Source organism: Kribbella sp. (assembly GCF_035655035.1).
GTDB lineage: Bacteria > Actinomycetota > Actinomycetes > Propionibacteriales > Kribbellaceae > Kribbella.
Genome location: NZ_DASRVN010000428.1, coordinates 1 through 24,720, shown reverse-complemented (window position 1 = coordinate 24,720; position 24,720 = coordinate 1). Strand labels below are relative to the sequence as shown.

Here is a 24,720-nt window from a genome sequence, read left to right as displayed (position 1 = left end):
GTTGGAGGACTGAGCGTGCACGGAAGAATCCGCACCTGGGGACCCGGAGCCCTGGTGCTGCTGCCGACCGTGCTCTTGCTCGGGTACTTCGTCTACGGGCTGATCGCGTGGTCCTTCAACACCTCGCTGACGAACCGGCACACGGCCCGCAAGGGCCCGGCCGACTACGTCGGGTTCGAGAACTACGGGCATCTGTTCGGTGAGGACCGGTTCCTCAACTCGCTGAAGAACCTCGGCGTGCTCACGGTGGCGTTCATCGTGGGCACGCTGATCTTCGGCCTGCTCTGGGCACTGCTGCTGGAGAAGGGCGTGCCCGGCGAGTCGATCTTCCGGTCGATCTACCTGTTCCCGATGGCGATCTCGATGATCGCCTCCGGGGTGGTCTGGGGCTGGCTGCTGAACCCGTCCCAGGGCGCCGACGCCCGCGGTCTGAACCGGCTGTTCGAGATCCTCCATCTGAACTTCCTGGAGAATCCGTGGTGGACGGCCGGTAGTAGATGGACGACGATGGCGTCCATCGCGCTGCCTGCGGTCTGGCAGCTGTCGGGGTACATCATGGCGCTGTTCCTGGCCGGTTTCCGGGGGATCCCGCCGGAGCTGCGCGAGGCGGCCCGGGTGGACGGGGCGTCGGAGTTCAAGCTGTACCGGCACGTGCTGTTCCCGCAGCTGTCGCCGATCGCGCTGTCCGCGCTGATCATCCTCGGGCACATGTCGCTGAAGCTGTTCGACCTGATCTACGCGATCACCGGGCCGAACCAGTTCCGTACCGAGGTGCCCGCGGTCTACATGTGGAACACCTTGCTGCGCAGCGACATGGCGAAGTCAGCCGCGATCGCGATCGTGCTGCTCGCCGTCGTCGCCGTCCTGGTCATCCCGTACATCGCCTACACCGTCCGGCAGGAGAACGAGGAATGAGCGTCGATACTGCTGCCGCCACCGGTCAGGCTGCCGCGGCGGTCCGCCGGAAGCCGCCGAAGAAGCGCGGCGTGATCGCGGACGGCTCGACCCGGCGCAGCCGGACGGTTCGGTACGTCCTGCTGCTGCTGTTCCTGCTGTTCGTGCTGATCCCGGTGTACGTCGTACTGGTCACCAGCTTCAAGACCTCCGGCGACACCACGGCCGCCTCGCAGTGGAGCCTGCCGAAGACCTGGACGCTGGATCCCTGGCGCAAGGCCTGGGACGTACTCCAGCCGTACATGATCCGGTCGCTGTCGCTGGCGATCCCGGCCGCGATCATCTCCTCGCTGATCGGGTCCGTGAACGGGTTCGTGCTGGCCCGCTGGCGGTTCCCGGGGGCGAACGTCGTGTTCGCGTTCATCCTGTTCGGGATGTTCATCCCGTACCAGGCGGTGATGCTGCCGCTGCGGACGACGTTCACCACGCTGGACGTCACCCGGGGTGTGCCGACGCTGATCATCGCGCACTGCATCTACGGCATCCCGATCTGCACCCTGATCTTCCGGAACTACTACGCCACCGTGGTACCGAACGAGATCATCGAGTCGGCCCGGGTGGACGGTGCCGGGCTGGTCCAGACGTACCTGCGGATCATCCTGCCGATCTCGATCTCCGGGTTCGTGGTGACGCTGATCTGGCAGTTCACCTCGGTCTGGAACGACTTCCTGTTCGCGCTGTTCCTGACCCAGCAGGACAACGGTCCGGTGACGCTCGGGCTGGCGGCACTGGCAGGTGGCCAGAAGGTCGACTACGCGGCCAGCATGGCCGGGGCGCTGATCACCTCGCTGCCGACGCTGATCGTCTACATCGTGCTCGGTCGCTGGTTCATCGGCGGCCTGATGGCGGGCGCGCTGAAGGGCTGACCTTCCGGAGTACTGCCGACGGCCCGTGCGCACCCGCGTACGGGCCGTCGTCGTCCGAGTTATCCACAGGACGCGCGCAGGGGCCTGCGGCGGACCGGCGGCGGACGGTAATCTCACGGAGGTGACCAAGTCTCCGAGTGGACGGGACGGACGGCGCAGCCATTTGCGGCTCGTCGGCTCCGATCCCGGCGAACCGTACGCGCCGCCGGCGGGTGTCGATGTCGACACCACGCCGAGTGTCGCCGTGCTGGAGACCCTGCTGGAAACGCTTGCCCTCGACCTGGCCGCGGCGCCCGCCGCGCTGCACCCGGTGATCGCCGAGGCGTCCGTGGCCCGCTCGGCGGCGATGCTCGCCGATCAGCTGTGGCCGGCCGGGCGGCCGGACGAGATCGGTGAGGTGGAGCGCTTCTTCTGGGCCGACGCAGCCCGGGTGCTCGGTGAGCGCCGCGACCTGGAGTCCTTCGTGCTGCTGACCAGCCTGGCCCGGACCGTCGGTCCGGCCGGCCGGCTGCCGCTGCAGCGGGCCCACGTGTCCCGGCTGCGGACGCAGGACGAGGTGCCCGAGTGGGTGACCCGGATCGCCGGGTTCCGGCTGACCAGCGCGATCGTGTCCGAGGACATCACCGGCGACGGGCTGAGCGTCGTGCTGGACTACGACGACGAGCAGCATCCGCACACCGTGGTGGTGTTCATCGACAACAACCTCGGCGCGATCATCAAGGACGTGTTCGTCGGCCCGCCGGTGGACCGCGTCCTGGAGGCGTACCAGCGCGGCGGCCGGGTGACCATCCGGACCGTGCGGCCGCCGGTCGCGGCCGGGATCATCCTGCAGGCGCTCGGCGAGACCCGGGACTACGACGATCCGCCGGTCAGCGAGGACTTCGAGTTCTTCACCGGCCTGCTGGTGAACCGGCTGACCCAGCTGCCGGAGCGCCCGGTGCGGCCGCCGATGCGGCCGTTGCTCACCCCGCGGCAGCGTGAGCAGCTGGTCGAGGACTTCCTCGAGTCGCGGTTCGCCGTTGGTCTGCCCGACGACGCACCGGACATCGTCCGGCTCTGGATCGATCACGCGGTCGACCACACCGTCGGCGGTCCGCTGCGGGTCAGTGGGGTGCTGGTCGAGCTGTTCCTGGCGCACTGGCTGCCCCGGAAGGTGCTTGCCGACAGCACCTACTTCGACGCGGTGCCGGTGGTGGTGAAGGCCTGGCTCGAGTTCGCCGGCGACCGCGGCAGCCTGCCGCTGGACACCGTCGACGAGGCGGTCGACGCGGTCGACGTCTGGCAGCCCGCGCTGAAGGCCGCCGCGATGATCGACCCGGTCGGCTCGAAGCCCGGCGAGCGCGTGTTCCTCGACGACACGACCAACGACCTCGAGGACGCCTACCGCGCGTTGGCCGGCCTCGGCTCCCCGCCGCAGCCCGACCTCCAGGGCCTGGACAACCACCAGGCCGCCACCTTGTCGGTGCTGGCCCCGCATGCCTGGCTGATGGCCGGCGAGACCTTGGGTACGGCGTACGCCCCGGACGCGTTCGACATCGCCGAACGCCTGGTCCGCGACGCCCCCGATCTCCTCGCCAAGGCCCGCCTCTCGACCTGGCCGCGCGCCATCGTCTGGCTGATCGCCCACCGCCACCGCCTGGTCGGCCCCGGCGAGACCCTCACCCCCTACACCCTCGCCACCGACCTGTCGTCCTCTCCCGCCACGTTGCGCAAGACCGCGAAACTCCTGACGGACACCCTGATCCTGCCGCGCTGACGACGTTCAGGAGTAGTTGTCGACGGCATCGAGTAGAGCCATCAGCGGACCGTGGTCGCCGACGGAACACCGGCGAGTGCCGTACGGCGATCTCCTCGACCAGTTCGTCGACCACCGCGCCCGGTTCGTCCGCCGTGATCGAGATGTCCAGGTCGGACCACCGATCCAGCGTCTCCCCGTCCCCGGACGCCGACCCGTGAACGCTGATCCCGCGAATCCGGTGATCCCGAGCCGCATACTCCGCAAGGGCCGGAGCAAGCGGCTGCTGCCAGCCCGACTCCGGCATCCCGAGGGGTTCCCCTGCCATACCCACACCCTGTCACCTCCCGCGAGATCCACGCGACGTGTGCGGCGGAGGCGTCTCGGAGGTCGCGTACGCTCGTTGGGTGGCGAGAGTGAGAGCACCGGAGCTGGTTGGTCGTGGGTGGCTGAACACGGGCGGTCGGGAGTTGGCGTTGGCCGACTTCCGGGGGCGGTTCTTGTTGCTGGACTTCTGGACGTTCTGCTGTATCAACTGCCTGCATGTGCTGGACGAGTTGCGGCCGCTGGAGGAGAAGTACGGCGATGCGCTGGTGATCGTCGGGGTGCATTCGCCGAAGTTCGCGCACGAGGGTGAGGAGGCGGCGGTCCGGGCGGCCGTCGAGCGGTACGAGGTGGCGCATCCGGTGCTGGACGACCCGGAGCTCGTCACCTGGCAGAACTACACGGCCCGCGCGTGGCCGACCCTCGTACTGGTGGATCCGAATGGGTACATCGTCGCGCAGTACTCCGGTGAAGGGCACCTGCACGCGCTGGATGCGTTGCTGGCGGAGCTTGTCGTCGAGCACGAGGCCGCCGGTACGTTGACCCGCGGCAGGTCGCCGTACGTCGCGCCCGTGGCCGAGCCGACCGACCTGCGCTTCCCGGCGAAGGTGGTTGCCCTGGACAACGGGTTCCTGGTCGCGGACGCCGGCAACCACAGCATCGTGGAGCTTGAGAAGGACGCGACCACCGTCGTACGGCGGATCGGGACCGGTGAGCGTGGTTTCGTGGACGGAGGCGCCTCCGAGGCGCGGTTCTCCGAGCCCAACGGACTGACGCTGCTCCCGGACGAGGTGGCGGCCCGAGTCGGGTACGACGTGGTCGTGGCGGACACGGTCAACCATGCGGTCCGCGGGATCCATCTGCAGAGCGGTGAGGTAACGACCCTGGCCGGCACCGGGAAGCAGTGGATGGACGGGGACGGGACCGACGTACTGAGTTCGCCGTGGGACGTCGCGTGGTGGGACAGCAAGGTGTGGATCGCGATGGCCGGCGTGCACCAGCTGTGGACGTACGACCCGTTCACCGGCGCGACCGCGGTGGCTGCCGGGACGACCAACGAAGGGTTGAAGGACGGGCCGCTCGACGAGGCGTGGTTCGCGCAGACCAGCGGACTCGCGACGGACGGCGAGCGGCTGTGGCTCGCGGACTCGGAGATCTCGGCGCTGCGCTGGATCGACACGTCCGTACACACTGCCGTCGGCACCGGGCTGTTCGACTTCGGGCTGCGCGACGGCAAGGCGAGCGAGGCGCTGCTGCAGCATCCGCTCGGCGTGACGGTGCTGCCGGACGGTTCGATTGCGGTCGCGGATACGTACAACGGCGCCGTACGGCGGTATGACCCGGCGACCGAGACGCTCGAGACGATGGCCACCGGGCTCGCCGAGCCGAGCGGTGCCGTTGTCGTAGGCAACGAACTGCTCGTCGTCGAGTCGGCCGCGCACCGGCTGACCCGGATCCCGCTCGGCGCGTCGGCGACCGCTGACGAGTTCAGCACCCGTACCCAGCGCCCGCCGATGGACCTGGCGGCCGGGGACGTCACTCTCGAGGTCGTCTTCACGCCGCCGCCCGGCCAGAAGCTCGACGACCGGTACGGCCCGTCGACCCGGCTGCTGGTCTCGTCCACCCCGGACAACCTGCTCCGTGAAGGCGCCGGCGACTCCACGGACCTGGTACGCCGACTCGTCATCGATCCGCACGCGGGTTCCGGCGTACTGCATGTAGCGGTCCAGGCCGCTTCCTGTGACGACTCCGCCGAGGTCGAGTTCCCCGCCTGCCACATGCACCGCCAGGACTGGGGCGTGCCGGTCACGATCACGCCCGCCGGCCGGAACCGGCTCGAACTGGTGCTGTCCGGCGGCAGCTAGGAGTTTGTGGTTCGGGTACAGGGAGGCGTCAGACAGTCGCGGCCCCGACGGAAGCGAGGACGTCGATGAGTATCGGTGTGGGGATCTTTCTGATGGCGGTCGGTGCCATCCTGGCGTTCGCCGTGCGGGACAGCGCCGGCGCGGTGAACCTGCAGGTGGTCGGCTACATCCTGATGCTGGCCGGCCTGGCCGGCATCCTGCTGTCGTTCTACATCACCAACCGCCGCCGCCGGGTGGAGACCAACGCCATCGACCCGGCCGTCGAGGAGGAGTACCGAGTCGTCGAGGAACACCACCGGGACGTGAACGAGTAGTGCTCAGCTGGTCTTGAGCTCGATGTCGCCGGAGGTGGTGGTGGCCGAGACGGAGTGCGAGCCGCTGTCGGTGTTGCCGAGGTTGTTGTTCACGTCGCCGTGCCGGGAGTCGGTGGTGACCTTGTAGTCGGTGCCGGGGGCGGTGATCTCGATGTTGCCGCTGGTGCCCTTGGCGTTGACGTCGTCGGCCTCGGCGAGGTTGAGTTCGATGTCGCCGGACGTGGTCTCGACGTCGACCGGGCCGCCCTTCAGGTCCTTGCCCTCGATGTCGCCGGAGTTCGCCTTGACGTCGAGCTTGCCGTTCAGGCCGTGCACCGACACGTCGCCGGACCTTACGTCGAGGTTGACGTCGCCGTCGATGTCGCGGAGTTCGAGCTTGCCCGAGGTGGACTTCGCGTCGACGCCGCCGACGCCGGTCAGCTGGACGTCGCCGCTGCCGTTGTCGCCGGTCACCTTCGTGCCGCGCGGGACGGTGACCTCGTAGTCCGCGCTGCACCCCCAGCCGCAGTCGCCGTCCAGCTTGAGTACGCCGTCGTGCACCGAGTACGCGTCGCCGTGCTTGAAGAGCCAGAAGGTGCGCTTCTCCCGCACGCTCGTCGTGTCGTCGTCGGAGACCCTGATCGTGATGTCGGAGTGGCCGGCGGCCAGCTGGACCGAGGTGATCTTGCCGTCGACCTTGTGTGTGTCGTCGGAGTTCCGGTCCCCGAACTGCCAGAACGCCAGCCCGGCGGCCGCTACCAGCAGGATCACGCCGAGCTGCTTGTTCTCCGCCATCGTCCGCCTCTTCTCGAGCCCACCCGCGTTGTCGCAACGACAGTAGGCGTCGAGCAGCACCCCCAGGATCCGGCAGATCCCCCGAGGCCACCCTGAGCACTCCTCAGGGATCTACCGATGCAGCTCTCCGCGGGAGACGGCGGCGGCGAGGTCGTCGCCGGTGGTGCCGAAGAAGGTGCGGGCCCAGAGGGAGTCCTCGTACCAGTACGGGCCGTCCTTGCCGGGCAGGGACGCCGGTGCCGCGCCGCGCTTGAGGGCCTGGCGGCACTCGTTGCACAGCGGGAGCGTCAGCGTGGTCCCGTCGGACTCGACCTTGGTCGGCCGCGCGGTCGCCCGCCCGTGCAGCGGGTTGAAGGCACACAGGTCCGGTACGTCGGTCACGCGCCGGCCGGCCGCGGTCGCGACCGCGGCGTCGTACTCGCGACGGCCCTTGTCCAGCAGCACCATCGCGCCGACCAGGTCGACGAGGTCCGGCGACGTGGAGTCGAGGATCTTCGACGCGGCGGCGTGATCGTCGAGCGCGGCCTGCTGGTGCGCCAGCCCGGCGCCCTCCGTCGTCGGCAGCGCCGCGAGCTGCGAGCCGAGCGTGGTGAGCTCCGCGCTCGTGTCCCGGGTCAGCTTCCGGCGCCGCTCGGCCGCGACCGTCGCGGCCACGTGCGGCGGGATCTGGAACGTCTTCTCCCGGCGCGGCGCCGAACCCCGGCCGCGCATCCGCCCGATCACCAGGCCGAGCGCCACCAGCACGAGCAGACCGCCGACGATCCCGAGCGTGATCACGGTCCCGTGCCCGCCGGACGCCGAGTCGTCCCGTTGCGTCGTCGGCGTACCCGACGTCGGACGCGTGGTGGTCTTCGGGATCCCCGGCTGGGCGAGCAGCTCGTACATCCGGGCCACCACCTCGGTCGGCCCCGCGTCGTACCCGGTGTCGTCCAGGGCGCGCGCCCGGGACGCGTTCAGCTTCTCGTCGCTGACCTGCGGCAGGTTGTTCGCCTGGTACCACGGGAAGCGGCCGCCGCCGTCGACCACGACGTACAGGCCGGGCTTGCGGAGCGCGTCGATGACCAGCGTGAGGACGTTCTCCTCCTTGCCCTCGAACTCGTCACTCGGCGTCAGCGGCAGGATGATCGTGTACGTCGGGTACCCGAGCGCGGCCGCCTTCTTCTTGACGTCCGCCCGCAGGTTCGCCGGCAGCGCGGTCTGGTACGCCGGGTCGATGTACAGCGGGTCCTTCTTCAGCGCGGTCGCGATCTGTTGCGCCCGCTGCGCCGGGGTCGCGGCCTGGGCCGGCGCCACGACGAGCGTGAGCAGCACGGCAGCAAGGGTGGTGAGCAGAATGCGCGCCTTCACGAGCGTCCCTTCCGTCGTCGTGGGGTGGCGATCGCCGCCACGAGCAGTACGAGTCCGCCGAGGATGCCGCCGCCGAACATCCCGAACGCGGTGCCGCCGGCGCCGTTCGCGAGCGCCCTGCCGACGGTGAACCTGTCCTCGGACGACGTCGACTCGGGCTCGGGCGTCGGGGTCGGCGTCGGTGTCGTCCGGGCGGGTTCCGGCGTACTCGACGTGTACTGCTTCATCCCGTCCAGGTAGTCCGCGAGCTGGCTGCTCAGCGACTGCTTCCCGGTCGAGTAGGTCCAGGACGGCGCGTACGCGGCGATCTCGTGCGCGACGCCGTACGTCCGGTCGCCGTCCATCACCAGGTACACGCCGGGCTTGCCGTTCGCGACCGCGAGCCGGCCCGCCAGCAGCGCGGTGTCGCCCCGCTCCGGGAACCATTCCCCGGTCGGTACGACAGCCACGTACGTGGGGAACTTCGACCCCGCGAGCACCTTCAGGACCTGGTCCTGGTCGGCGATCGAGACGTAGTCCGGGTCGACGTAGAGCGGGCGCTTCGCCCACTCCGCGACCGCGCCGGTGATCCGCGGATCGGTCGGCGTAGCCGCCCAGGCGGTCCCGGTCAGCAGTACGACCGTTGCCGTCAGCAACAGGAGTAGCCGCCTCATCGGGTCTTGTCCTTCCAGGCCGCGACCCGCTCCGGCAGGTCGTCCGAGAGCGCGCCGAAACCGCTCGCGACCATCGGGTTGTCGTCCGGGTCGAGCGTCCAGTACGGCACTTGCTTGCGCTTCGACACCACCCGCAGCCCGCGCGGCGTCTTCCCACGCCGTACGACGCTCGCGCACTGCTGGCAGGCCGGCACCTCGACGTCGTCCGACCAGTCGACCGTCGCCGTACCGGGGTTGTGCCGCGGGTCGAAGAAGCATGGCGGCTGCAGGGCCGCGCCGGACGCGACCCGCTCGGCCTGCCGGGCGAGGACCAGCGCACCGGCCGCGGCGAGCAGGTCGTCCGGGTGGTCCGCGCGCAGCGTCCGCGCCGCGTCCAGCCGGCGGTACGCGTCGTCGCGCTGGTCCAGCTGCTCGGTCGTCCGGTTCCGGCGCTTGTCGAGCCGGGCGACGGCGCCCTCGGCGGCCTTGATCTTGTCGTCGGCCTTGAGCTCCACGTCCCACGCGTCGACCGGCGGCTCGTCCTTGGCCGGCGGATCGCTCTGCTTGGCCGTCCGCCGGCGGCGCCGCAGCCCGAGCAGCAACGTCAGCGCGAAGCCGAGGACCCCGCCGATCCCCATCCCGACGTACGCCGCCCGGTCCGCCTTGTCGGTCCCTGACAGGCCGTGGTCGCTGTAGTCGCTCGGGGGCCGGCGGTCACCCACCGGTACGGTCGGCAGCGCGCGGCCGTCGAGCGCCGTCGAGGCCTCCTGGATGGTCCGTACGATCGACGGCGCCGGGCGGTCCGTGACCACGTCGAGGCGCTGCTTGTCGTCGTTCTGGACGCTGACCAGGTCGCGGCCGTGCAACCCGCCCGGGCGGTACATCTCCGCGGTGATCGACCAGTAGGTGTCGTTCACCACCGCGAGCAGGTACAGCCCCGGCGTACCGATCCGGGCGTGCAGCAGGGTCGGCAGGTTGTACCCGGCCTCCTTGATCGGCGGGGTCCACGGCACGATCGCGACGTACACCGGCATGCCCGCGGTCCGCATCGCGGCGCGGGCCCGGGCCAGCTCGGTGGCCGGGATGCCGCCGGCCAGGCGCGGGTCCACCCACACGTGGTCGGTCCGCCAGGCGGCGGCGATCCGGTCCGGCAATTCGGGCGTGTCCGCCCGCGCCGGGAGGGCGGGGAGGAGGACAAGGGCCGCGAGCAGGGCGGTGAGGAAACGGGCGCGCATCGCGGACAGCGTACGACGACCAGACCTGGACACAGGCATACGGACGCACGCGGGCATCGGACGGTTCCCGTCGCCGGAGTTGACGCGACCCTGGCTCGGACAGGGGAAACCAAGCCAGGGTCACGGTGTTGCAGGGCAGAAACGTTGCCGTATCCGCACGCTCCGCAACAGGGCAGATCGTGGGGCAACCTGGGGCAGATCGGCGGGGTTCATGCCCCGAACCCTCCGGCTCGACCCGCGCAAGTGGCCGAGCCGGAGGAGCCTCAGAACGCGGACTCGGGGAGGTCCATCACGTCCAGGTCGGTGAGCTCGGCCTTCACCCGCTCGGCCCGGACCGACGGCATCGTGGACCGCACGAACCACTGCGCCGCGGCCACCTTGCCGGTGTAGAAGTCCTGGTCAGCGGCGGAAAGCTCGCCGCCGAGCCGCTCCAGCGCGACCTCGGCCTGGCGGAGCATCAGCCACGAGCAGACCACGTCGCCGAGGACGAACAGCAGCCGCGAGGTGTTCAGGCCGACCTTGTAGACGTTCCGGGGGTCGCCGTTCTCCGCCTGGGGATTGCTGGCCATCAGGGCCTGGCCCATGATGCCCAGGATCTTCTGGGTGTCCTCGAGGCCCTTGGCGAGCAGTCCGCGCTCCTCCTTCAGGCGGCCGTTGCCCGCCTCGGAGGCGACGAACGCCTGCACCTGCTCGGCGAGATGGCCGAGCGCCTTGCCCTGGTCCTTGATGATCTTCCGGAAGAACAGGTCCTGGCCCTGGATCGCCGTCGTGCCCTCGTAGAGGGTGTCGATCTTCGCGTCCCGGACGTACTGCTCGATCGGGTAGTCCTGCAGGAAGCCGGAGCCGCCGAACGTCTGCAGCGACTCGGTGCCGAGCAGCGTCCAGGACTTCTCCGAGCCGTAGCCCTTCACCAGCGGCAGCAGCAGGTCGTTGACGCCCTCGGCGAGCTTGTCGCGCTCACCGGCGTACCGGGCCTGCTCGGCGCGGTCCTGGTACGTCGCGGTGAACAGCACCAGCGCCCGGAGCGCCTCGGCGTACGCCTTCTGCGTCATCAGCGAACGCCGTACGTCGGGGTGGTGGGTGATCGTGACCCGCGGCGCGTCCTTGGCCGGCTGGGTGAGGTCCGCGCCCTGCACCCGCTCCTTCGCGTACTCGAGCGCGTTCAGGTAGCCGGTGGAGAGGGTGGCGATCGCCTTGGTGCCGACCATCATCCGGGCGTACTCGATCACCTGGAACATCTGCGCGATGCCGTCGTGCACCTCGCCGAGCAGCCAGCCCTTCGCGGGGATGCCGTCGCCGAAGGTCACCTCGCAGGTCGTGGAGACCTTGATGCCCATCTTCTTCTCGACGTTCGTGACGAAGGCGCCGTTGCGCTCGCCGGTCAGCTCACCGGTCTCGAGGTCGAAGTCGTACTTCGGAACCACGAACAGGCTCAGGCCCTTCGTGCCCGGGCCGCCGACCCCCTCGACGCCCTGCGGGCGGGCCAGCACCAGGTGGATGATGTTCTCGGTCATGTCGTGCTCGCCCGAGGTGATGAACCGCTTGACGCCCTCGATGTGCCAGGAGCCGTCGTCCTGCAGAGTGGCCTTGGTCCGGCCCGCGCCGACGTCGGAGCCGGCGTCCGGCTCGGTCAGCACCATGGTCGCGCCCCAGCCGCGCTCGATGATGTGGTGCGCGATCTTCTGGTCCCGCTCGGTGCCGTTGCGCCAGAGCACGTGCGCGAAGTTCGGGCCGGCGGCGTACATGTGCACCGGCGGGTTGGCGCCCAGCACCAGCTCGGCGGCGGCCCAGCGCAGCGACGGCGGGGTCGGCTGACCGCCCAGCTCGGCCGGGAGCTCCAGTTTGAACCACTCGGCGTCCATGTAGGCGTGGTAGCTCTTCTTGAACGCCTCGGGCATCCGGACCTCGTGCGCCTCCGGGTCGAAGACCGGCGGGTTCCGGTCGGCCTCCGCGAACGACTCGGCCAGCTCGTGCTTGGCCAGCCGGTCGACCTCCGCGAGAACCTCCCGGGCGGTGTCGACGTCCATCTCGGCGTACGGGCCCTGTCCGAGCACGTCACCCCGGCCCAGAACCTCGAGCAGGTTGAACTCGATATCCCGCAGATTCGACTTGTAATGGCTCACGAAAGCTCCCTTACTCACGAGTAACTTAAGTATATACCCGTCGGTAACGAAGACAAAGGGGGTTTGCTGTGACCTGTGACCAGGCTGATATACGAGACGCACTCGATCACCGTCGACAACGAGAACGGGATCGCCACCGGCTGGCTGCCCGGCGAACTGTCCGCGGAAGGCGTGCACCTGGCGAAGGAACTGGGGGAGCGCCGGCGGGACGTCGACGTGGTCTTCAGCTCTGACCTGCTGCGCGCGGTCCAGACCGTGGAGGTCGCCGGCTTCGTGGTGCCGCACCTGCAGGACTGGCGCCTCCGCGAATGCAACTACGGCGAACTCAACGGCGCCCCGGTGGATGCCCTCGACCCCCGCATCGAGCGCGTACACACGCCGTTCCCCGGTGGCCAGTCGTACGCCGACGTCGTCGAGCTGACCCGCTCGTTCCTTGCCGACGTCAAACGGTGGTACGCCGACGCGGCGGTCCTCGTCGTCGCCCACTCCGCGAACAGATGGACGTTGGAGCACCTTCTCGGAAGTGGCCGCCCGCTGGAAGAACTGATCGTTGCCCCGTTCAACTGGCAACCGGGATGGGAGTACGCGTACTAGCTGGGTGAACCGTTCGCCGTCTTAATATCTGGGGACCAGAAGGAGGCCGCTGACGGTCTCAGGGGTGTAGAGGAGATGGCGATGGCCTTCGGGCGTGGGAAAGCGAAGGACGACCTGGCCGGCGACCAGGCGGAGACGAATCAGCGCCGGTTCGGGAAGGTCGTCGACCGGCTCCAGACGAACGGCCAGACCGCGGCCGCGAAGAACGTCATCAAGGGCGCCGGCCGGGGGGATTCGCCTGAGGAGCTGCAGCGGCGCGTCGACAGCGCACGTGACGGCAGGACCGGCGGCCAAGAGCGCGGCTGAACCCGAGGGCCGGCGGCGATCGCCGCCGGCCTTCCTTTGCGCCTAGGCCGTGTAGACGGTGTTGCTGCCGTAGAGCTTTTGGGTGAAGGCGGACATGTATGCGGACGTGTCCGACTCGGTGAGGTTGTAGGTGAGGAAGACGCCGTACCCCTCGCTGACCGTTCGCTGGGCGAGGCTGGCGGCGGTGGACGAGCTGGTGCCGGTGTAGGAGATCGCGGCGGGGGAGAGGCGGGACTTCTCGCTCGGGCCGGCGGGGATGCCCCACGTGCCGTAGTACGGGTTCCAGGCGTAGTCGAAGGTTTCGGCGATGCTCTGGCCGTTGTAGCTCAGGCGGGCCGCGGCCGGGCCGATGTCGTACAGCGTGATCAGCTTGTTCGGCAGCTTCGCGCGGAGCGCCTGCACCAGGTACACGAACGAGAAGTCGTTCGGCTGGCCGGTGCCGTTGTTGCCGTAGTCCGCGTACTCGTCGTCGAAGTCGATGCCGTCCAGGCCGTACTGGTTGACGGCGTCCGCGAGCTGTTGCGCGAACGCGTCCGCGGACGCCTGGTCCGGGAAGTTCGCGAAGCCGGCGCCCTGGTGGTTGCCGAGGATCGACAGCAGTACCTTGATGCCCTTCTGCTGCAGCGGGCGCACCTGCGTGGCGACGTTGTCGAGCACGCTCTGGACCTGCTGGTTGAACGACAGGTATGCCTTCGAGCCGTCGTAGTTGATGTTCGCGGCGAAGATCACCGCGATGTCGATCACCTGGGCGCCGCCGTTCGCCAGCGTGTACTTGCCGGCGCTGAGCATGCTGTGGTCGTTGACCTCGATGTACGCGACCGTGATCGGTCCGGTCGTCGCGCGCGGGCGGCGCTTCGCCGCGGCCTCGGCCGGCAGGGCGGCACCGGTGGCGGCTGCCGCGGTACCGGCGGCCAGGGCTGACAACAGGGTCCTTCGCTTCATGAGCTGATCGACTCCTCGTCAAAGGGGGCGGGATCGCTATAGCGGTTAAGTAGCTGCCGCCAGCCGACGGGTCAGGCCGGGGGCGACTGCTGATAAACCGGTATAGCGTCACCGATCATCAAACGGTGATCACCGGCTGTCAAGGCCCGGGCTCGCGGAGCCGGGCCTCGATGACCCAGACTGGAGGTTGCGACCGGCCACCGACGGGAGTGACATGCGAGTGATCGGACTGATGTCCGGGACGTCGTACGACGCGATCGACGCCGCCGCCGCGGACCTGCGGCTGGACGGGGACCAGCTGGTGCTGACCCCGCTGGGCATGCTCAGCCAGCCGTACCCGGACGACCTCCGGGCGGCGGTCGCGGCCGCGCTGCCGCCGGCGCCGACCACGATGGAGCAGGTCTGCCGGCTCGACACGGGGATCGGGCAGGCGTTCGCGGCGGTCGCGCTGCAGGCGGTCGAACAGCTGTGCGGCGGGTACGCGGACCTGATCGTGTCGCACGGGCAGACGATGTTCCACTGGGTCGACGGCGGCGCGGTCCGCGGGACGTTGCAGCTCGGGCAGCCCGCCTGGATCGCGGAGGCCACCGGCGTACCGGTGGTGTCGGACCTGCGGGCGCGGGATGTCGCCGCGGGCGGTCAGGGGGCGCCGCTGGTCAGCATCATCGACGTACTGTGGCTGCGCGGACGTCCCGGCGTACCCGTCGCGCTCAACCTCGGCGGCATCGCGAACATCACCGTCGTGCACGGCGACCCGGTGGCGTTCGACACCGGTCCGGCGAACGCGCTGATCGACGCGGTCGTGGCCGACCTGACCGGGCAGCCGTTCGACGCGGACGGGGTGATGGCCGCGCGCGGGCAGGTGCATCTCGAGCTCCTCGACCGGTTGCTGGCCGAGCCGTACTACGGCCGCCCGGCGCCGAAGTCGACCGGGAAGGAGCTGTTCAACCTCGCGTACGTCGCGCACGCGATGGAAGGGCTGCCCGTGATCCCGGCCGAGGACCTGGTCGCGACCGTGACCACGCTGACCGCGCGGACGGTGGCCGACGCGGTACGGCGGTACGGCGGGACCGAGGTGGTGGCGTCGGGCGGCGGGATCCGGAACCCGGTGCTCATGCATCTGCTCGCGGACGAGCTGGAGATACCGGTCCGGACCACCGACGAGCTGGGTATGCCGTCGGCCGCGAAGGAGGCGTACGCGTTCGCCGTACTCGGCTTCCTGACCGTCCACGGCCTCGGCGGGACGGTGCCCAGCTGCACGGGCGCGCGGCACTCCAGCGTGCTCGGATCGGTGACTCCGGGACCCAGCGGCCTGCCCACGATTTCCGGCGAGGCACGACCTCCCCTGCGCCTCGTGGTGGAATGACCGCACACTAGAGCTGTGACGAGGTTGTTCGTGGTGACGGGGGCGCCCGGGTCGGGAAAGACCACGGTTGTGCCCGAGCTGGTCCGGCTCAGTCCGGGCAACATGGTCGTGATGGACATGGACGAGCTGCTGGACGACGACGGCCGGCTGCTCGGGATCAGCATCGCCAGTCCGACGGCGGCGCCGATCTGGCCGGCGTACAACGCGCTGTGGTTGCGGATCACCGAGCTGATCCGGCGGTCCGGCATCCCGGTGCTGCTGCTCACCCCGGGGCTGCCGGCCGAGCTGCCAGAGGGGCGCTGGTTGCACCTCGACTGCCCGGACGCCGTACGCCGGAAGCGGCTGGCCGCGCGCGGTTGGCCGGAGGAGCAGATCGACGAGGCGCTCGCGGATGCGGCCGAGATGCGCAAGTACGTGCCGCGGTCGGTGCTTTCGGATGTGAATCCGGAGCGGTGCGCGAAGGGCATCCTGGACTGGGTCCGTGGCGAACGCTTCGGCAAGACCCTCAGCCTGTGGGGCCGGCTCCGGAGTTGACCTTTCCGGAACATCTTCGCCGCCTGGTGCCGGCTTGTTTCCGGAAAGCCGGGTTGACCTTCGAGTTGGTGCAGGGGTGAGGGTCGGGCACATGACGATCAGTGAGTTCGCCCGGCTCGTCGGGCTGGCGCCGAGCGCGCTGCGGTTCTACGACGACTGCGGCCTGCTCCCACCCGCCGAGGTCGACGCGACGAACGGCTACCGGTACTACGACCCGTCCCAGGCCGGCCGCGCCCGCCTGCTCCGCGACCTCCGCGAGATCGACCTCCCCCTCCCGGAGGTCCGCCTCGCCCTGGACGCCCCGCCGTCCGAGGTCGCCGAGCTCGTCCAGGCCCACCTCCGCACGCTGGAGGCCAAGTCCACCGCAACCCGCGAAGCCGCCACCCGCCTCCTCACCCAACTCCTCTCCCACCAGACCACAGCCCTTCTCGGCGGCCCCGAACTCGCCAGCGCCATCCGCCAGGTAACCCCCGCCGCAGGCCCGCCGGGCGGGGCACCCACATCCCACCCAGCCACGGCGGAGCCCGGCTCCGCCTCCAGCGCTCCCTCCACCAGCACGCCCGCGGGCGCTCCTCCGGTGCAGGAGTCCGGCTCCGGCGGGACGCCTACCCCAACTGCGGCTGCGGGGGATTTGGGACTCGTCTTGAGTTGTGTGCTGGTCGAGTTGTCGGCGGAGGAAGTTGTGTTCGTGGCGACCGACCGGTATCGGTTGGCGGTGCGGAGTGTTCGGCCGGTGGAGTTCGGCGGGCTGAGCAGGCGGGTGCTCGTACGGGCCGCGGACCTGGCCGCGGTGAGCCGGTGGGTCGCGGCGGGGGACGTCGTACGGATCGAGGTGGACGGCGGGCTGGTGCTCGTACGGGGTGACGAGTCGCGGGAGTTGGCGGTCGTCGACGCGGAGTATCCGGCGTACCAGCAGATCCTGGAGGGGCTGGCGCCGCCGGTCTGCCGGGTGGTGGTGGATCGCCTGCGGTTGCTCGCCGCACTGGACGGGCGCGAGATTGTTGCCTTTGACATCGATTCGGAGGTACTGCGGATCGGCGACGAGGTGCGGCTCGACGTGATCGGGACCGGGTCCGCGCGGATCGGGTTCACCGCGGCGTTGCTGGCCGCGGCGCTGGAGGCGAGCGTCGGCCCCGACGTACTGCTGGAGATCTGCGACCCGTCGCGACCCGTCGTCGTAAGGTCGGCGGATCAGGGCACGTTCACCACGTTGGTGATGCCTGTCCGGCTGGACGGGTGAACCGGGCGTACTACGGCTGGCTGGCAGGTTCCACCCTCTCGGTACTCGGCGACACCGCACTGTTCTTCGCCCTCGGCTGGGCGGCAACCGGCATCGGCCCGCGGGTCGCCGCGCTCGTGCTGACCGGGTTCACCCTGCCGCGCGCCGTACTACTCCTGCTCGGCGGCGTCCTCGGCGACCGCATCGGCCCGCGCCGCCTGCTGCTGAGCTGCACCGCGATCGTCGGAACGTGCTGCTTCTGCCTCACGCTCGTGGTCGGAGTGCGGGGCGTCTCGGCCGGGGTGTTGCTGGCGACGTCGATCACGGTTGGAACCGTCGACGCGTTCGCCCTACCTGCGTCGGGCGTCCTGCCGCGGCTGTTCGTACCGGACGATCAGTTGCCTCAGGCAATGGCTCTGCGCACCTCGGCATCGCAGGTCATCACGCTCGCCGGCGGGCCGATCAGTGGGATGCTCGTCGCGACGGTGGGGCTGGTCGGCGCGTTGGTACTCGACGGTCTCACGTTCGCCGTGCAGTTCCTTGTTTTATTGATGTTGAGACCGCCGTACGACGTACCTCCGCAACCCGAACGCCCTTCGGTGGTGCGGGCGGCGTTGGACGGATTGCGCGTGGCGATCGCGGATCCGGTGCTGCGGATGGTTCTGGGAGTGGTCGGCCTGGTGGCGGCGTTCGTCCTGCCGGTGACCTCCCTGTGCGTCCCGCTGCTCGCCCGCGCGCACGGCTGGGCGGCCGGTCAAGCGGGGTTTGTTGTCGCAGGCAACGTTTGTGGGAGTTTGCTGGTGACGGCTCTGGTGGCACGCTTCGGCACCTTCTCCCGCGCGGGTGTAGCAGGCGGCATCGGCTGCCTACTCGCCGCCGCAGGCATCTCCGGCCTCGCGCTGGCCCCCACGATCCCGCTCGCCGTCAGCGCCACGCTCGTGCAGGGCCTAGGCGTCGGCTTGTTCACGTCGCACCTCGCTCCGGTGTTCGTCCGCAGTACGCCGACATCGCACCTGACTCGACTGCAATCCCTGCTGTCGTTGGTGCAAACCGTGCCACTCCTGGTGTCCACCAACCTGCTCGCGACCCTCGACGTACGCCACGCCCTGGCGCTTGCCGCCACCGCGACCGCGCTGGCCGGCCTTATGTTGCTGAGGCTCTGAAGTCGATCTCGAACGTCGGGTACTCCGGCTGCGGACACGGCTCCCCGCGATACCCGAGCGCCTCGTAGAACGGCGCCGCCCGCTCGTGATGCGCCTGCCACTCCAGATACCGCACCCGAGTCGAAGCCCACTCGACCACCGCCGCCATCAACTCCCGCCCGACGCCGCCACTCCGCCGCTCCGGCACGACATACAGATCATGCAACCGCCCGTGATGCCGCGGCCCACCCCGCAGATGCGTCCCGTAGTCCTGCACCGCCGCGTACCCCACCAACCCACCGTCGTCGTACCCCAGCGCTACCCACCGCGGATCCACCACCAGCTCCGCAAAGAACCCCCGACTCTCCTCCTCCGAAAACGCGGTCCCAAACCCCTTCACCAACGGCCAGAACCCATCCCAGTCATCCAACGTCACCGCCCGCACACCCATCCCCCCACCCTCCCAGCCACCCCACGCCAGCAGCATCAGGTTTTCCTGGTTGTGTAAGACAATGCGTCTTACACAAGTTCCATGGCAGACACCATCACCATTCGAAGCGACGCGGAGACCGAGCATGCGTTGGAGGTGCTGACGCACGACGGCAGCTCGCGGTCGGCGGTGATCAGGCAAGCGGTGCTCGAGGCGGCGCTCCGCCTGGAGCGGGCCGCCGAGATGCGCCGGGCGGTACTGCGGATGCCGATCGGTGAGCCGGACGGCGTCGACGTCGGCGCGGAGCTGTCCCTGGAGCGGGACGGCGAGCGCTGATGATCTACCTCGACTCGGCGGCGATCGTGAAGCTGGTGCACGCCGACGCCGAGTCGGCCGCGCTGCGTGACTGGCTGGACGAGCGCGCGGAGACCGCGTGGGTGAGTTCGGTGCTCGCCGAGATCGAGTCCTTCCGGGCGCTCGCGCGCCATGCGCCGGAGGCCGTGGCGCGGTTGCCCCGCGTGCTGGACCTGATCGAGTTCCGCGACCTGGACGCCGGCAGCCGGATCGTCGCCCAGACCGTGCCGCCGGTGACGGTGCGGAGCCTGGATGCGATCCACCTGGCGACGGCTCTGCGGATCCAGCCGCTCACGTCGCTCGTCACGTACGACAAACGCCTCGCCGACGCCGCCCGCACCGCCGGCCTCACGGTCGACGCGCCCTCGTAATCCCCTCCGCCGTCCGAACTATTGACAACATGCTGTCGTGATGACAATGTGTTGTCTATGACGAAGACGGCGTATGTGGCGGTGTACGAGACGTTCGCGGACTGGGAGGTCGGGTATCTGACCGTGGAGTTGCGGACCGGGCGGTTTACCGGGGAGGCGTGGCGGGTGGTGACGGTTGGGGAGTCGCTCGAGCCGGTGGTGAGTATGGGTGGTCTCCGGATCGTGCCGGATGTGACGATCGCGGATGTGCAGCCGGACGCCGGGGATCTGCTGGTGCTGGCGGGGTCGGGGCAGTGGGACAACGGGGGTGGGGAGGAGTTCGCGAAGCTGGCCGGGCGCTTCCTCGACGACGGCGTACCGGTGGCGGCGATCTGTGGTGCGACGGCGGGGCTGGCGCGGGCCGGGCTGCTGGACGGGCGGAAGCACACGAGCGCGGCGAAGGAGTACCTGCAGGCGACCGGGTACCAGGGCGCGGACGGGTACGTCGAGGCGCGCGCGGTGATCGGCGGGGACCTGATCACGGCCGGGCCGGACTCGCCGGTGCAGTTCGCGCGGGCGGTGCTGGAGCGGCTCGGGCTGGCGGACGAGCGGAAGCTGGAGGCGTACGAGGGCGTGTTCCACCGTGCGGACCCGGCCGCCTACGCCAACCTGGTGGGATGACGCGCGAGGACGAGGCGGCGGTCGTTCCGCCGCGCGACGAGTGGCCGAAGCCCGGCCCGCAGTCGGAGGGTGGTGCGGCGTTGACCGATGTCGTCCTCGCCACCTTCCGGCTCAACGCGCGGCTGATGGAGGCCGCGCAGGGGCTGGCTGCCCACGGTGGGCTGACGGCGGCGTGGTGGCAGGTGCTCGGCGGCGTACTGCGGGAGCCGCATTCGGTGGCTGACGTCGGGCGGATCATGGGGGTGAGCCGGCAGGGCGTGCAGCGGATCGCGGATCTGCTGGTCGAGCGCGGGCTCGCGGAGTACCGGCCGAATCCGGCGCATCGGCGGGCGAAACTGCTCGCCTGTACCGAGGCCGGGCACTACGCGATCCGGCAGATCGCGGTCGCCCAGCACCCGTGGACCTCGGAGCTGGCGGAGACCGTCGATCTCGACGATCTCCGCACCACCCTGCGCACGATGCAGGCGCTGATCACCAAGCTGGAAGAAGCGTGATCGCCAGACTCTCTCCGTAGGTGTGGTGGGTGGTGAAGGTGAGCCTGGTGCCGATCGCCGTCCGTGTCACCTGCACTGCCTCGGTTGCTGTCGCGGGTTTGAGGTACTGCGCCGGCAGCGTGACGGTGATGGTGTCGCGCTGCGTCGTCGGATCGGAGACTGCTACCTGCACGGCTGATGCCTGCCGGCGGACGAGTACTGACGCCGGGCCGTCGATGGTGACGCCCGGGAGGTGGTGCAGGCCGGGAGAGAAGCTGTTGGCAGCGGTGAGGCGGAGGCCGTTGTGCTGGATCGCCTGGAGTCTGGTCGTGTTCGACAGCAGGGTGAGCCGGTTGTGCTGGTAGGAGTTCAGCGCGGATTCTGTTGCGTTGGGCACCAATGCGTAAGCGAGGGTGTGCTTGCGACCGGGCGGCTGGGCATGGGTGAGCGCGAAGACCTGCTTGGTGACCGCCGTGTCCGGGTTCGAGGTACGCACCACCCGCCGGCTCCGCGTCACCGTCTCCACCTGCGCCGAGACATCCGCCGCCTGCAGGAAGTAGTAGCCGACGGCAACCGTTCCGTCGGTGTACCGCAACCACCGCGACGACCGGGAGACGTCCACCGGCGCGGTGGCGGACGCGATGCGGGTGTCGAGCGTGGTGGTGACCGGCCGGGTGCCGTCGCCGACGCCCGCGGCCAGTACGACGATCTCGTCGTCGAGCAGGAACCACGACTTGGTGGCCGACGCGTTCTTGTAGACCACGAAGTCCGCGGGCAGTTCCGCCCGGGACGCGTACGCGAAGTCGTCGGACTGCACCCAGCCGACCGCGCCGTACGCGTCGAGCGTCGCGCCGCCGGAGTACACGTTCGTCCCGACCGGGAAGTACACGTAGGTGTTCTGCGACTCCGACGACGCCGTGAAGCCCGCGGCCGCGTTGTCGTAGTACGCCGTCCCGTACAGCTCCGGTACCGACTTGCGCGTCTGGACCGGTGCGGTCACGCCGCCGAGCGCGTACGGCGACACCGTGGTGAAGTAGTCGATGCCGAACGCCTGCGTCTGGTCCTGCCCGGACAGGTACAGGTAGTGCGCCCCGTCGCCCTGGAACCACGGCAGCAGGTTCTCCCCGCTCATGTACTCGTACTTGCTGATCCGCGACGAGTTCCGGGCCAGCGCGAACGCGTACCCCGGCCGGCGGTGCACGGTCCGGTCCATCGCGTTGAACGCCGTACTGAGCGCCGCCGGGTTGAGGTCGGCCGGCACGATCGACGCGTCCGCCTTGAGGTCCGCGAACCGCCCGACGCTGACCGGCGACACGAAGCTGTTCGCGTTGATCGTCGGCCGTGCCGTGAACTTCGCGAACGCCTTCAGCCGGGCGGCGTCCGGGCCGGCGGCGTAGTCGGCGAGGTCCACGATCGCCTCCACGACGACCGCGACGTCGTCGTACCCGGTGCCCGTCCGGGAGACCGCGCGACCCTTGACGATCTCCATCATCCAGCCCTCGAAGATCAGCGGCGCGAACCCGTGCTCGACCCAGCCCTGCACCACGCCGACCAGGTCGTCGCCCTGCGCGTACTCCGTGCCCGCGAGCACCTTGATCGTCTGCACGACCCGGCTGAGCAGGCCCTTCCCGTACGAGCCCGTGTACGCGACGGACGCGTGCTGGATGAACGACCCGTCCGCGTAGTACCCGTCCGTGACACCGTGCTGCAGGTTGTACGGATCGACGGTCGCGAACACCGTGAACTGGTCCTGCAGCGCCTTCCGGATCCGCGCGTCGTCGTTGAGCAGCGCGCCCTGGAGCACCCGGTTCGCGGTGATGTCGACGAGGTTCGCGCCGGTGTGGAACCGGGAGTCGAGGTCGACGTCGCCGTTCTTCCCGTTGCGCAGGTACGCGTCCATCGAGGCGACGTACGTCGTGACCAGGTCGGCGGGGGCGTCGATCAGCGCGAGCGTCTTCGACACGAACGTCGAGATGCCGATCTCCCAGGTGAACCAGTTGCCGTAGTACCCCGTCGACTGGTCGCCGTAGTAGTTGTCGTACAGCCACACCAGCCCGTTCGCGATCCGGTCGCGCACGGCCGGGGTGTGCAGGTCGGGCGCGGCGCCGGGGCGGCGGTAGGCGAGCGCGATCTCGTAGAGGTGCTGGTACGACGAGCTGAGGTTCGGGTCGCTGGTGCCGAGGGAGAGGCCGGCGAACAGTTGGCCGGTACCGGCGCGGTCGAGGGCCGACAGCCAGGTACGGGCGGTGCTGTCGATCGCGGCGACCTTCGCGGCGACTTCCGGGCGGGCGTTCGATTCCGCCGTACCGGCATAGATCGCGATCGCGTTGGTGAGCAGTTGGCCGGGATCGGCGGTCGCGGCCGCCGCGGTGCCGGCAGGCCGGACCGCGGTCAGCAGGGCGGTGGCAGGGACGAACGACAGCAGGCGGCGACGCGTGAGCTCCACTGGTACTCCCGGGCGGATGGGAAAACCTGACCCCGGGAGTCAATCAGTAGGAACTATCTTTCGGCAATCGCTTACCGGTCGAATTTTCAGAGTCCGCCGGCGCCGATCAGCTGCGGCTCGATCGAGAGCACGTTGACCGGCTTGCCGGACGCCTTCGTCGGGATCACCAGCGCGACCTGGTGCAGGTAGTCCTGGTGCAGGCTTTGCGTGTACTTGACCATGCTGCTGAACGCGGTCGCCTCGCCGCTGGTCCAGTACGCGTTCGAGCCCGGCTCGACGCGCTGCAGGTACTGCTCGGTGAGCGACAGGAACACCAGGGCGTCGCCGTTCGAGGTGATGAACGCCAGCGGGTCGCCGGACGGCAGGAACGCGTCGGTGACGCTCGCGATGTACGGCTCGGCGGTGTCGGAGGCCTTCGTCTTCGCGCGCAGGTCGAGGAGGTTCTTCAGGCTGGGTGAGGTCGCGAACGTCTTCGCCTGCGGTGCCTTCACGCCGCCGGTCAGGTACGCCGCGAGGTCCTTCGCGACGGCGCCCGGCTGCGCGCGGAGCAGGTTCAGGTCGGCGGTGTCCGGCGTACGCAGGCCGTCGAGGGACGGCACCGGGACCGTCTTGGCCGGGTAGACCGAGTGCGTCAGCAGCCACGGGGCGCCGGCGCTCTGCCGCTGCCAGACGCCGAGCTGGCGGCTGCCCGGGGCGTTCGAGATGCCGGAGCTGACCACGAACCGCATCGGGTACGACGCGAACTGCGGGGCGCCGATCTCCGGGTTCGTGTAGCTGAACGGCTTCGACACCTCTTTGCCGGCGGCGTCGAGCTTCCGGCCGATCTCGAAGCCCGCCCGGGTCTGGGCGAGGGTCGGGTCGCCCTCGATCGTCGCGGAGATCTTCGCGTCGCGGGTCCGGTTCGCCTGGTTGTTGAGCTGGTTGTACCGCTGCACGACCGCCTGCGCGTCAGCCAGCGTGACCGCCGGGCGGGTGTCCGGCACACTCAAACTGTTCTTCGGCGGCATCAGCCCACAACTCGTGGCCGTCAGCAACAAGGCTCCACTCGCGAGCAGCGCGGCCGTCCGCCGCACCGCCTCATCACTCTTGACAAACTCCGGCGACTCAGCCAACGGAACAGTCGCCTTCTCATCTGCCGGGCCTGCCGACTGTACGGACGCCTCCCCGTCCAGAGCCCCGCCCCGCCGCCCCTCACCGACGCCCCGCTCAACACCTCCGTCGGCGGTGCGCCGCGTGGCGGCTTCGTCGCCGTACGTTGTGCGCTCGTTCTCGTAGCGGGCGCCGGCGCCGATCAGGACCGGAGCCTTCGCCCGCTGTACGGCGGCGGCGGACATGAACATCGGCGCAGCCGGGACCGCCGGCGTGTTCCGCACGGCAACAGGCTGCATCCGCGCGGAGACGGGGGCGGAAGCGGAGGGCACGGTGGGCGCGGCAGCCGCGGGGGCGACGGGCGGAATGGCAGCCGCGGAGGTGGACTCGGAGGCGGCGACGGGGGTAGCAGCCGCGGGAGCGGCGGGGGTGACGGCCGCAAGACCGGCGGTGGGACTAGTAGCCGTGGGAACGCCGGCGGCAGTGGCAGCTGCAGGAGTGGCGCCCGTAGGACCGGCGGCGGGAGTGGCAGCCGCAAGACCGGTGGCGGTGGCGGCAGCTGCGCGGACGGCGGATGGGGTAGCTGCGGCGGGAACGGCGGGGGTGGGGGCGGTGGTTGCTGGGG

The 24,720-nt window shown here is 69.8% G+C and carries 24 protein-coding genes; 15 read left to right on the top strand and 9 right to left on the bottom strand.

All coding sequences use genetic code 11. The annotated features are described in order from the left end of the window. The first annotated feature begins 15 nt into the window (after positions 1–15). From VFF46_RS23765 to VFF46_RS23745, 5 genes are all read left to right on the top strand, one after another. The gene (locus VFF46_RS23765) at positions 16–915 is read left to right on the top strand and encodes a sugar ABC transporter permease (protein WP_325039406.1); all 900 of its coding nucleotides are present in this window, start codon (positions 16–18) and stop codon (positions 913–915) included. Beyond that, a complete protein-coding gene (locus VFF46_RS23760) occupies positions 912–1,820 on the top strand; it encodes a carbohydrate ABC transporter permease (RefSeq protein WP_325039405.1) in 909 nt (302 codons plus the stop codon). The genes VFF46_RS23765 and VFF46_RS23760 overlap by 4 nt, the downstream gene beginning before the upstream one ends. Positions 1,821–1,941: 121 nt before the next feature. Then, positions 1,942–3,576, top strand: coding sequence for a hypothetical protein (locus VFF46_RS23755; RefSeq protein WP_325039404.1), 1,635 nt, complete (start codon positions 1,942–1,944; stop codon positions 3,574–3,576). A gap of 386 nt (positions 3,577–3,962) precedes the next feature. After that, positions 3,963–5,744 carry an NHL domain-containing thioredoxin family protein gene (locus VFF46_RS23750; protein ID WP_325039403.1) on the top strand — a complete coding sequence of 594 codons (1,782 nt, stop codon included), beginning with the start codon at positions 3,963–3,965 and terminating at the stop codon, positions 5,742–5,744. Positions 5,745–5,809: 65 nt separating this feature from the next. Further along, complete coding sequence (locus tag VFF46_RS23745; RefSeq protein ID WP_325039402.1) at positions 5,810–6,058, top strand: DUF6458 family protein; 249 nt, start codon at positions 5,810–5,812, stop codon at positions 6,056–6,058. A gap of 3 nt (positions 6,059–6,061) precedes the next feature. Here VFF46_RS23745 and VFF46_RS23740 read toward each other — a convergent pair whose 3' ends face one another. The 5 genes from VFF46_RS23740 to VFF46_RS23720 all read right to left on the bottom strand — a co-directional run bounded on the left by VFF46_RS23740 (position 6,062) and on the right by VFF46_RS23720 (position 12,169). Further along, positions 6,062–6,832 (bottom strand): DUF4097 family beta strand repeat-containing protein, encoded by a 771-nt coding sequence (locus tag VFF46_RS23740; RefSeq protein WP_325039401.1) that lies wholly within the window; start codon positions 6,830–6,832, stop codon positions 6,062–6,064. A gap of 111 nt (positions 6,833–6,943) precedes the next feature. Further along, positions 6,944–8,179 (bottom strand): hypothetical protein, encoded by a 1,236-nt coding sequence (locus VFF46_RS23735; protein WP_325039400.1) that lies wholly within the window; start codon positions 8,177–8,179, stop codon positions 6,944–6,946. After that, positions 8,176–8,832, bottom strand: coding sequence for a hypothetical protein (locus VFF46_RS23730; RefSeq protein WP_325039399.1), 657 nt, complete (start codon positions 8,830–8,832; stop codon positions 8,176–8,178). The genes VFF46_RS23735 and VFF46_RS23730 overlap by 4 nt, the downstream gene beginning before the upstream one ends. Next, positions 8,829–10,046, bottom strand: a complete 1,218-nt coding sequence (locus tag VFF46_RS23725; RefSeq protein ID WP_325039398.1) for a hypothetical protein — start codon at positions 10,044–10,046, stop codon at positions 8,829–8,831. Before VFF46_RS23725 ends, VFF46_RS23730 begins: the two co-directional genes overlap by 4 nt. A 263-nt stretch (positions 10,047–10,309) precedes the next feature. Continuing rightward, complete coding sequence (locus VFF46_RS23720) at positions 10,310–12,169, bottom strand: acyl-CoA dehydrogenase (protein ID WP_325039397.1); 1,860 nt, start codon at positions 12,167–12,169, stop codon at positions 10,310–10,312. Positions 12,170–12,244: 75 nt separating this feature from the next. Here VFF46_RS23720 and VFF46_RS23715 point away from each other — a divergent pair, with 75 nt between their 5' ends. Then, a complete protein-coding gene (locus VFF46_RS23715; protein WP_325039396.1) occupies positions 12,245–12,763 on the top strand; it encodes a histidine phosphatase family protein in 519 nt (172 codons plus the stop codon). Between the two features lie 81 nt (positions 12,764–12,844). Then, positions 12,845–13,069: a hypothetical protein gene (locus VFF46_RS23710; RefSeq protein ID WP_325039395.1), complete on the top strand. Its 225-nt coding sequence runs from the start codon at positions 12,845–12,847 to the stop codon at positions 13,067–13,069. Between the two features lie 42 nt (positions 13,070–13,111). Here VFF46_RS23710 and VFF46_RS23705 read toward each other — a convergent pair whose 3' ends face one another. Beyond that, positions 13,112–14,011 (bottom strand): endo-beta-N-acetylglucosaminidase H, encoded by a 900-nt coding sequence (locus VFF46_RS23705; RefSeq protein ID WP_325039394.1) that lies wholly within the window; start codon positions 14,009–14,011, stop codon positions 13,112–13,114. Positions 14,012–14,225: 214 nt separating this feature from the next. On the opposite strand from VFF46_RS23705, the gene VFF46_RS23700 reads away from it, so the two are divergent. The 4 genes from VFF46_RS23700 (at position 14,226) to VFF46_RS23685 (ending at position 18,293) form a co-directional block, all read left to right on the top strand. Next, complete coding sequence (locus tag VFF46_RS23700; RefSeq protein ID WP_325039393.1) at positions 14,226–15,377, top strand: anhydro-N-acetylmuramic acid kinase; 1,152 nt, start codon at positions 14,226–14,228, stop codon at positions 15,375–15,377. 15 nt (positions 15,378–15,392) lie between these two features. Then, positions 15,393–15,911: an AAA family ATPase gene (locus tag VFF46_RS23695; RefSeq protein ID WP_325039392.1), complete on the top strand. Its 519-nt coding sequence runs from the start codon at positions 15,393–15,395 to the stop codon at positions 15,909–15,911. A gap of 91 nt (positions 15,912–16,002) precedes the next feature. Continuing rightward, on the top strand, positions 16,003–17,151 hold the full coding sequence (locus tag VFF46_RS23690) for a MerR family transcriptional regulator (protein WP_325039391.1): 1,149 nt from the start codon (positions 16,003–16,005) through the stop codon (positions 17,149–17,151). Further along, positions 17,148–18,293, top strand: a complete 1,146-nt coding sequence (locus tag VFF46_RS23685; protein ID WP_325039390.1) for an MFS transporter — start codon at positions 17,148–17,150, stop codon at positions 18,291–18,293. The genes VFF46_RS23690 and VFF46_RS23685 overlap by 4 nt, the downstream gene beginning before the upstream one ends. Here the strand turns inward: VFF46_RS23685 and VFF46_RS23680 are convergent. Further along, positions 18,274–18,723: a GNAT family N-acetyltransferase gene (locus VFF46_RS23680; protein ID WP_325039414.1), complete on the bottom strand. Its 450-nt coding sequence runs from the start codon at positions 18,721–18,723 to the stop codon at positions 18,274–18,276. The genes VFF46_RS23685 and VFF46_RS23680 overlap by 20 nt on opposite strands. An 81-nt stretch (positions 18,724–18,804) precedes the next feature. Between VFF46_RS23680 and VFF46_RS23675 the strand changes: the two genes are divergently transcribed. The 4 genes from VFF46_RS23675 to VFF46_RS23660 are packed head-to-tail and all read left to right on the top strand — an operon-like array spanning position 18,805 to position 20,581. Beyond that, positions 18,805–19,038, top strand: coding sequence for a hypothetical protein (locus VFF46_RS23675; protein ID WP_325039389.1), 234 nt, complete (start codon positions 18,805–18,807; stop codon positions 19,036–19,038). Beyond that, positions 19,038–19,427, top strand: a complete 390-nt coding sequence (locus tag VFF46_RS23670) for a type II toxin-antitoxin system VapC family toxin (protein WP_325039388.1) — start codon at positions 19,038–19,040, stop codon at positions 19,425–19,427. Before VFF46_RS23675 ends, VFF46_RS23670 begins: the two co-directional genes overlap by 1 nt. A 57-nt stretch (positions 19,428–19,484) precedes the next feature. Continuing rightward, positions 19,485–20,087 (top strand): DJ-1/PfpI family protein, encoded by a 603-nt coding sequence (locus VFF46_RS23665; protein ID WP_325039387.1) that lies wholly within the window; start codon positions 19,485–19,487, stop codon positions 20,085–20,087. Beyond that, positions 20,084–20,581 (top strand): MarR family transcriptional regulator, encoded by a 498-nt coding sequence (locus tag VFF46_RS23660; RefSeq protein WP_325039386.1) that lies wholly within the window; start codon positions 20,084–20,086, stop codon positions 20,579–20,581. Before VFF46_RS23665 ends, VFF46_RS23660 begins: the two co-directional genes overlap by 4 nt. Here VFF46_RS23660 and VFF46_RS23655 read toward each other — a convergent pair. Together VFF46_RS23655 and VFF46_RS23650 are read right to left on the bottom strand one after the other, a co-directional pair. Further along, on the bottom strand, positions 20,559–23,006 hold the full coding sequence (locus VFF46_RS23655) for a polysaccharide lyase family 8 super-sandwich domain-containing protein (protein WP_325039385.1): 2,448 nt from the start codon (positions 23,004–23,006) through the stop codon (positions 20,559–20,561). The genes VFF46_RS23660 and VFF46_RS23655 overlap by 23 nt on opposite strands. Positions 23,007–23,092: 86 nt before the next feature. Further along, on the bottom strand, positions 23,093–24,379 hold the full coding sequence (locus VFF46_RS23650) for a hypothetical protein (protein WP_325039384.1): 1,287 nt from the start codon (positions 24,377–24,379) through the stop codon (positions 23,093–23,095). Positions 24,380–24,720: the final 341 nt, after the last annotated feature.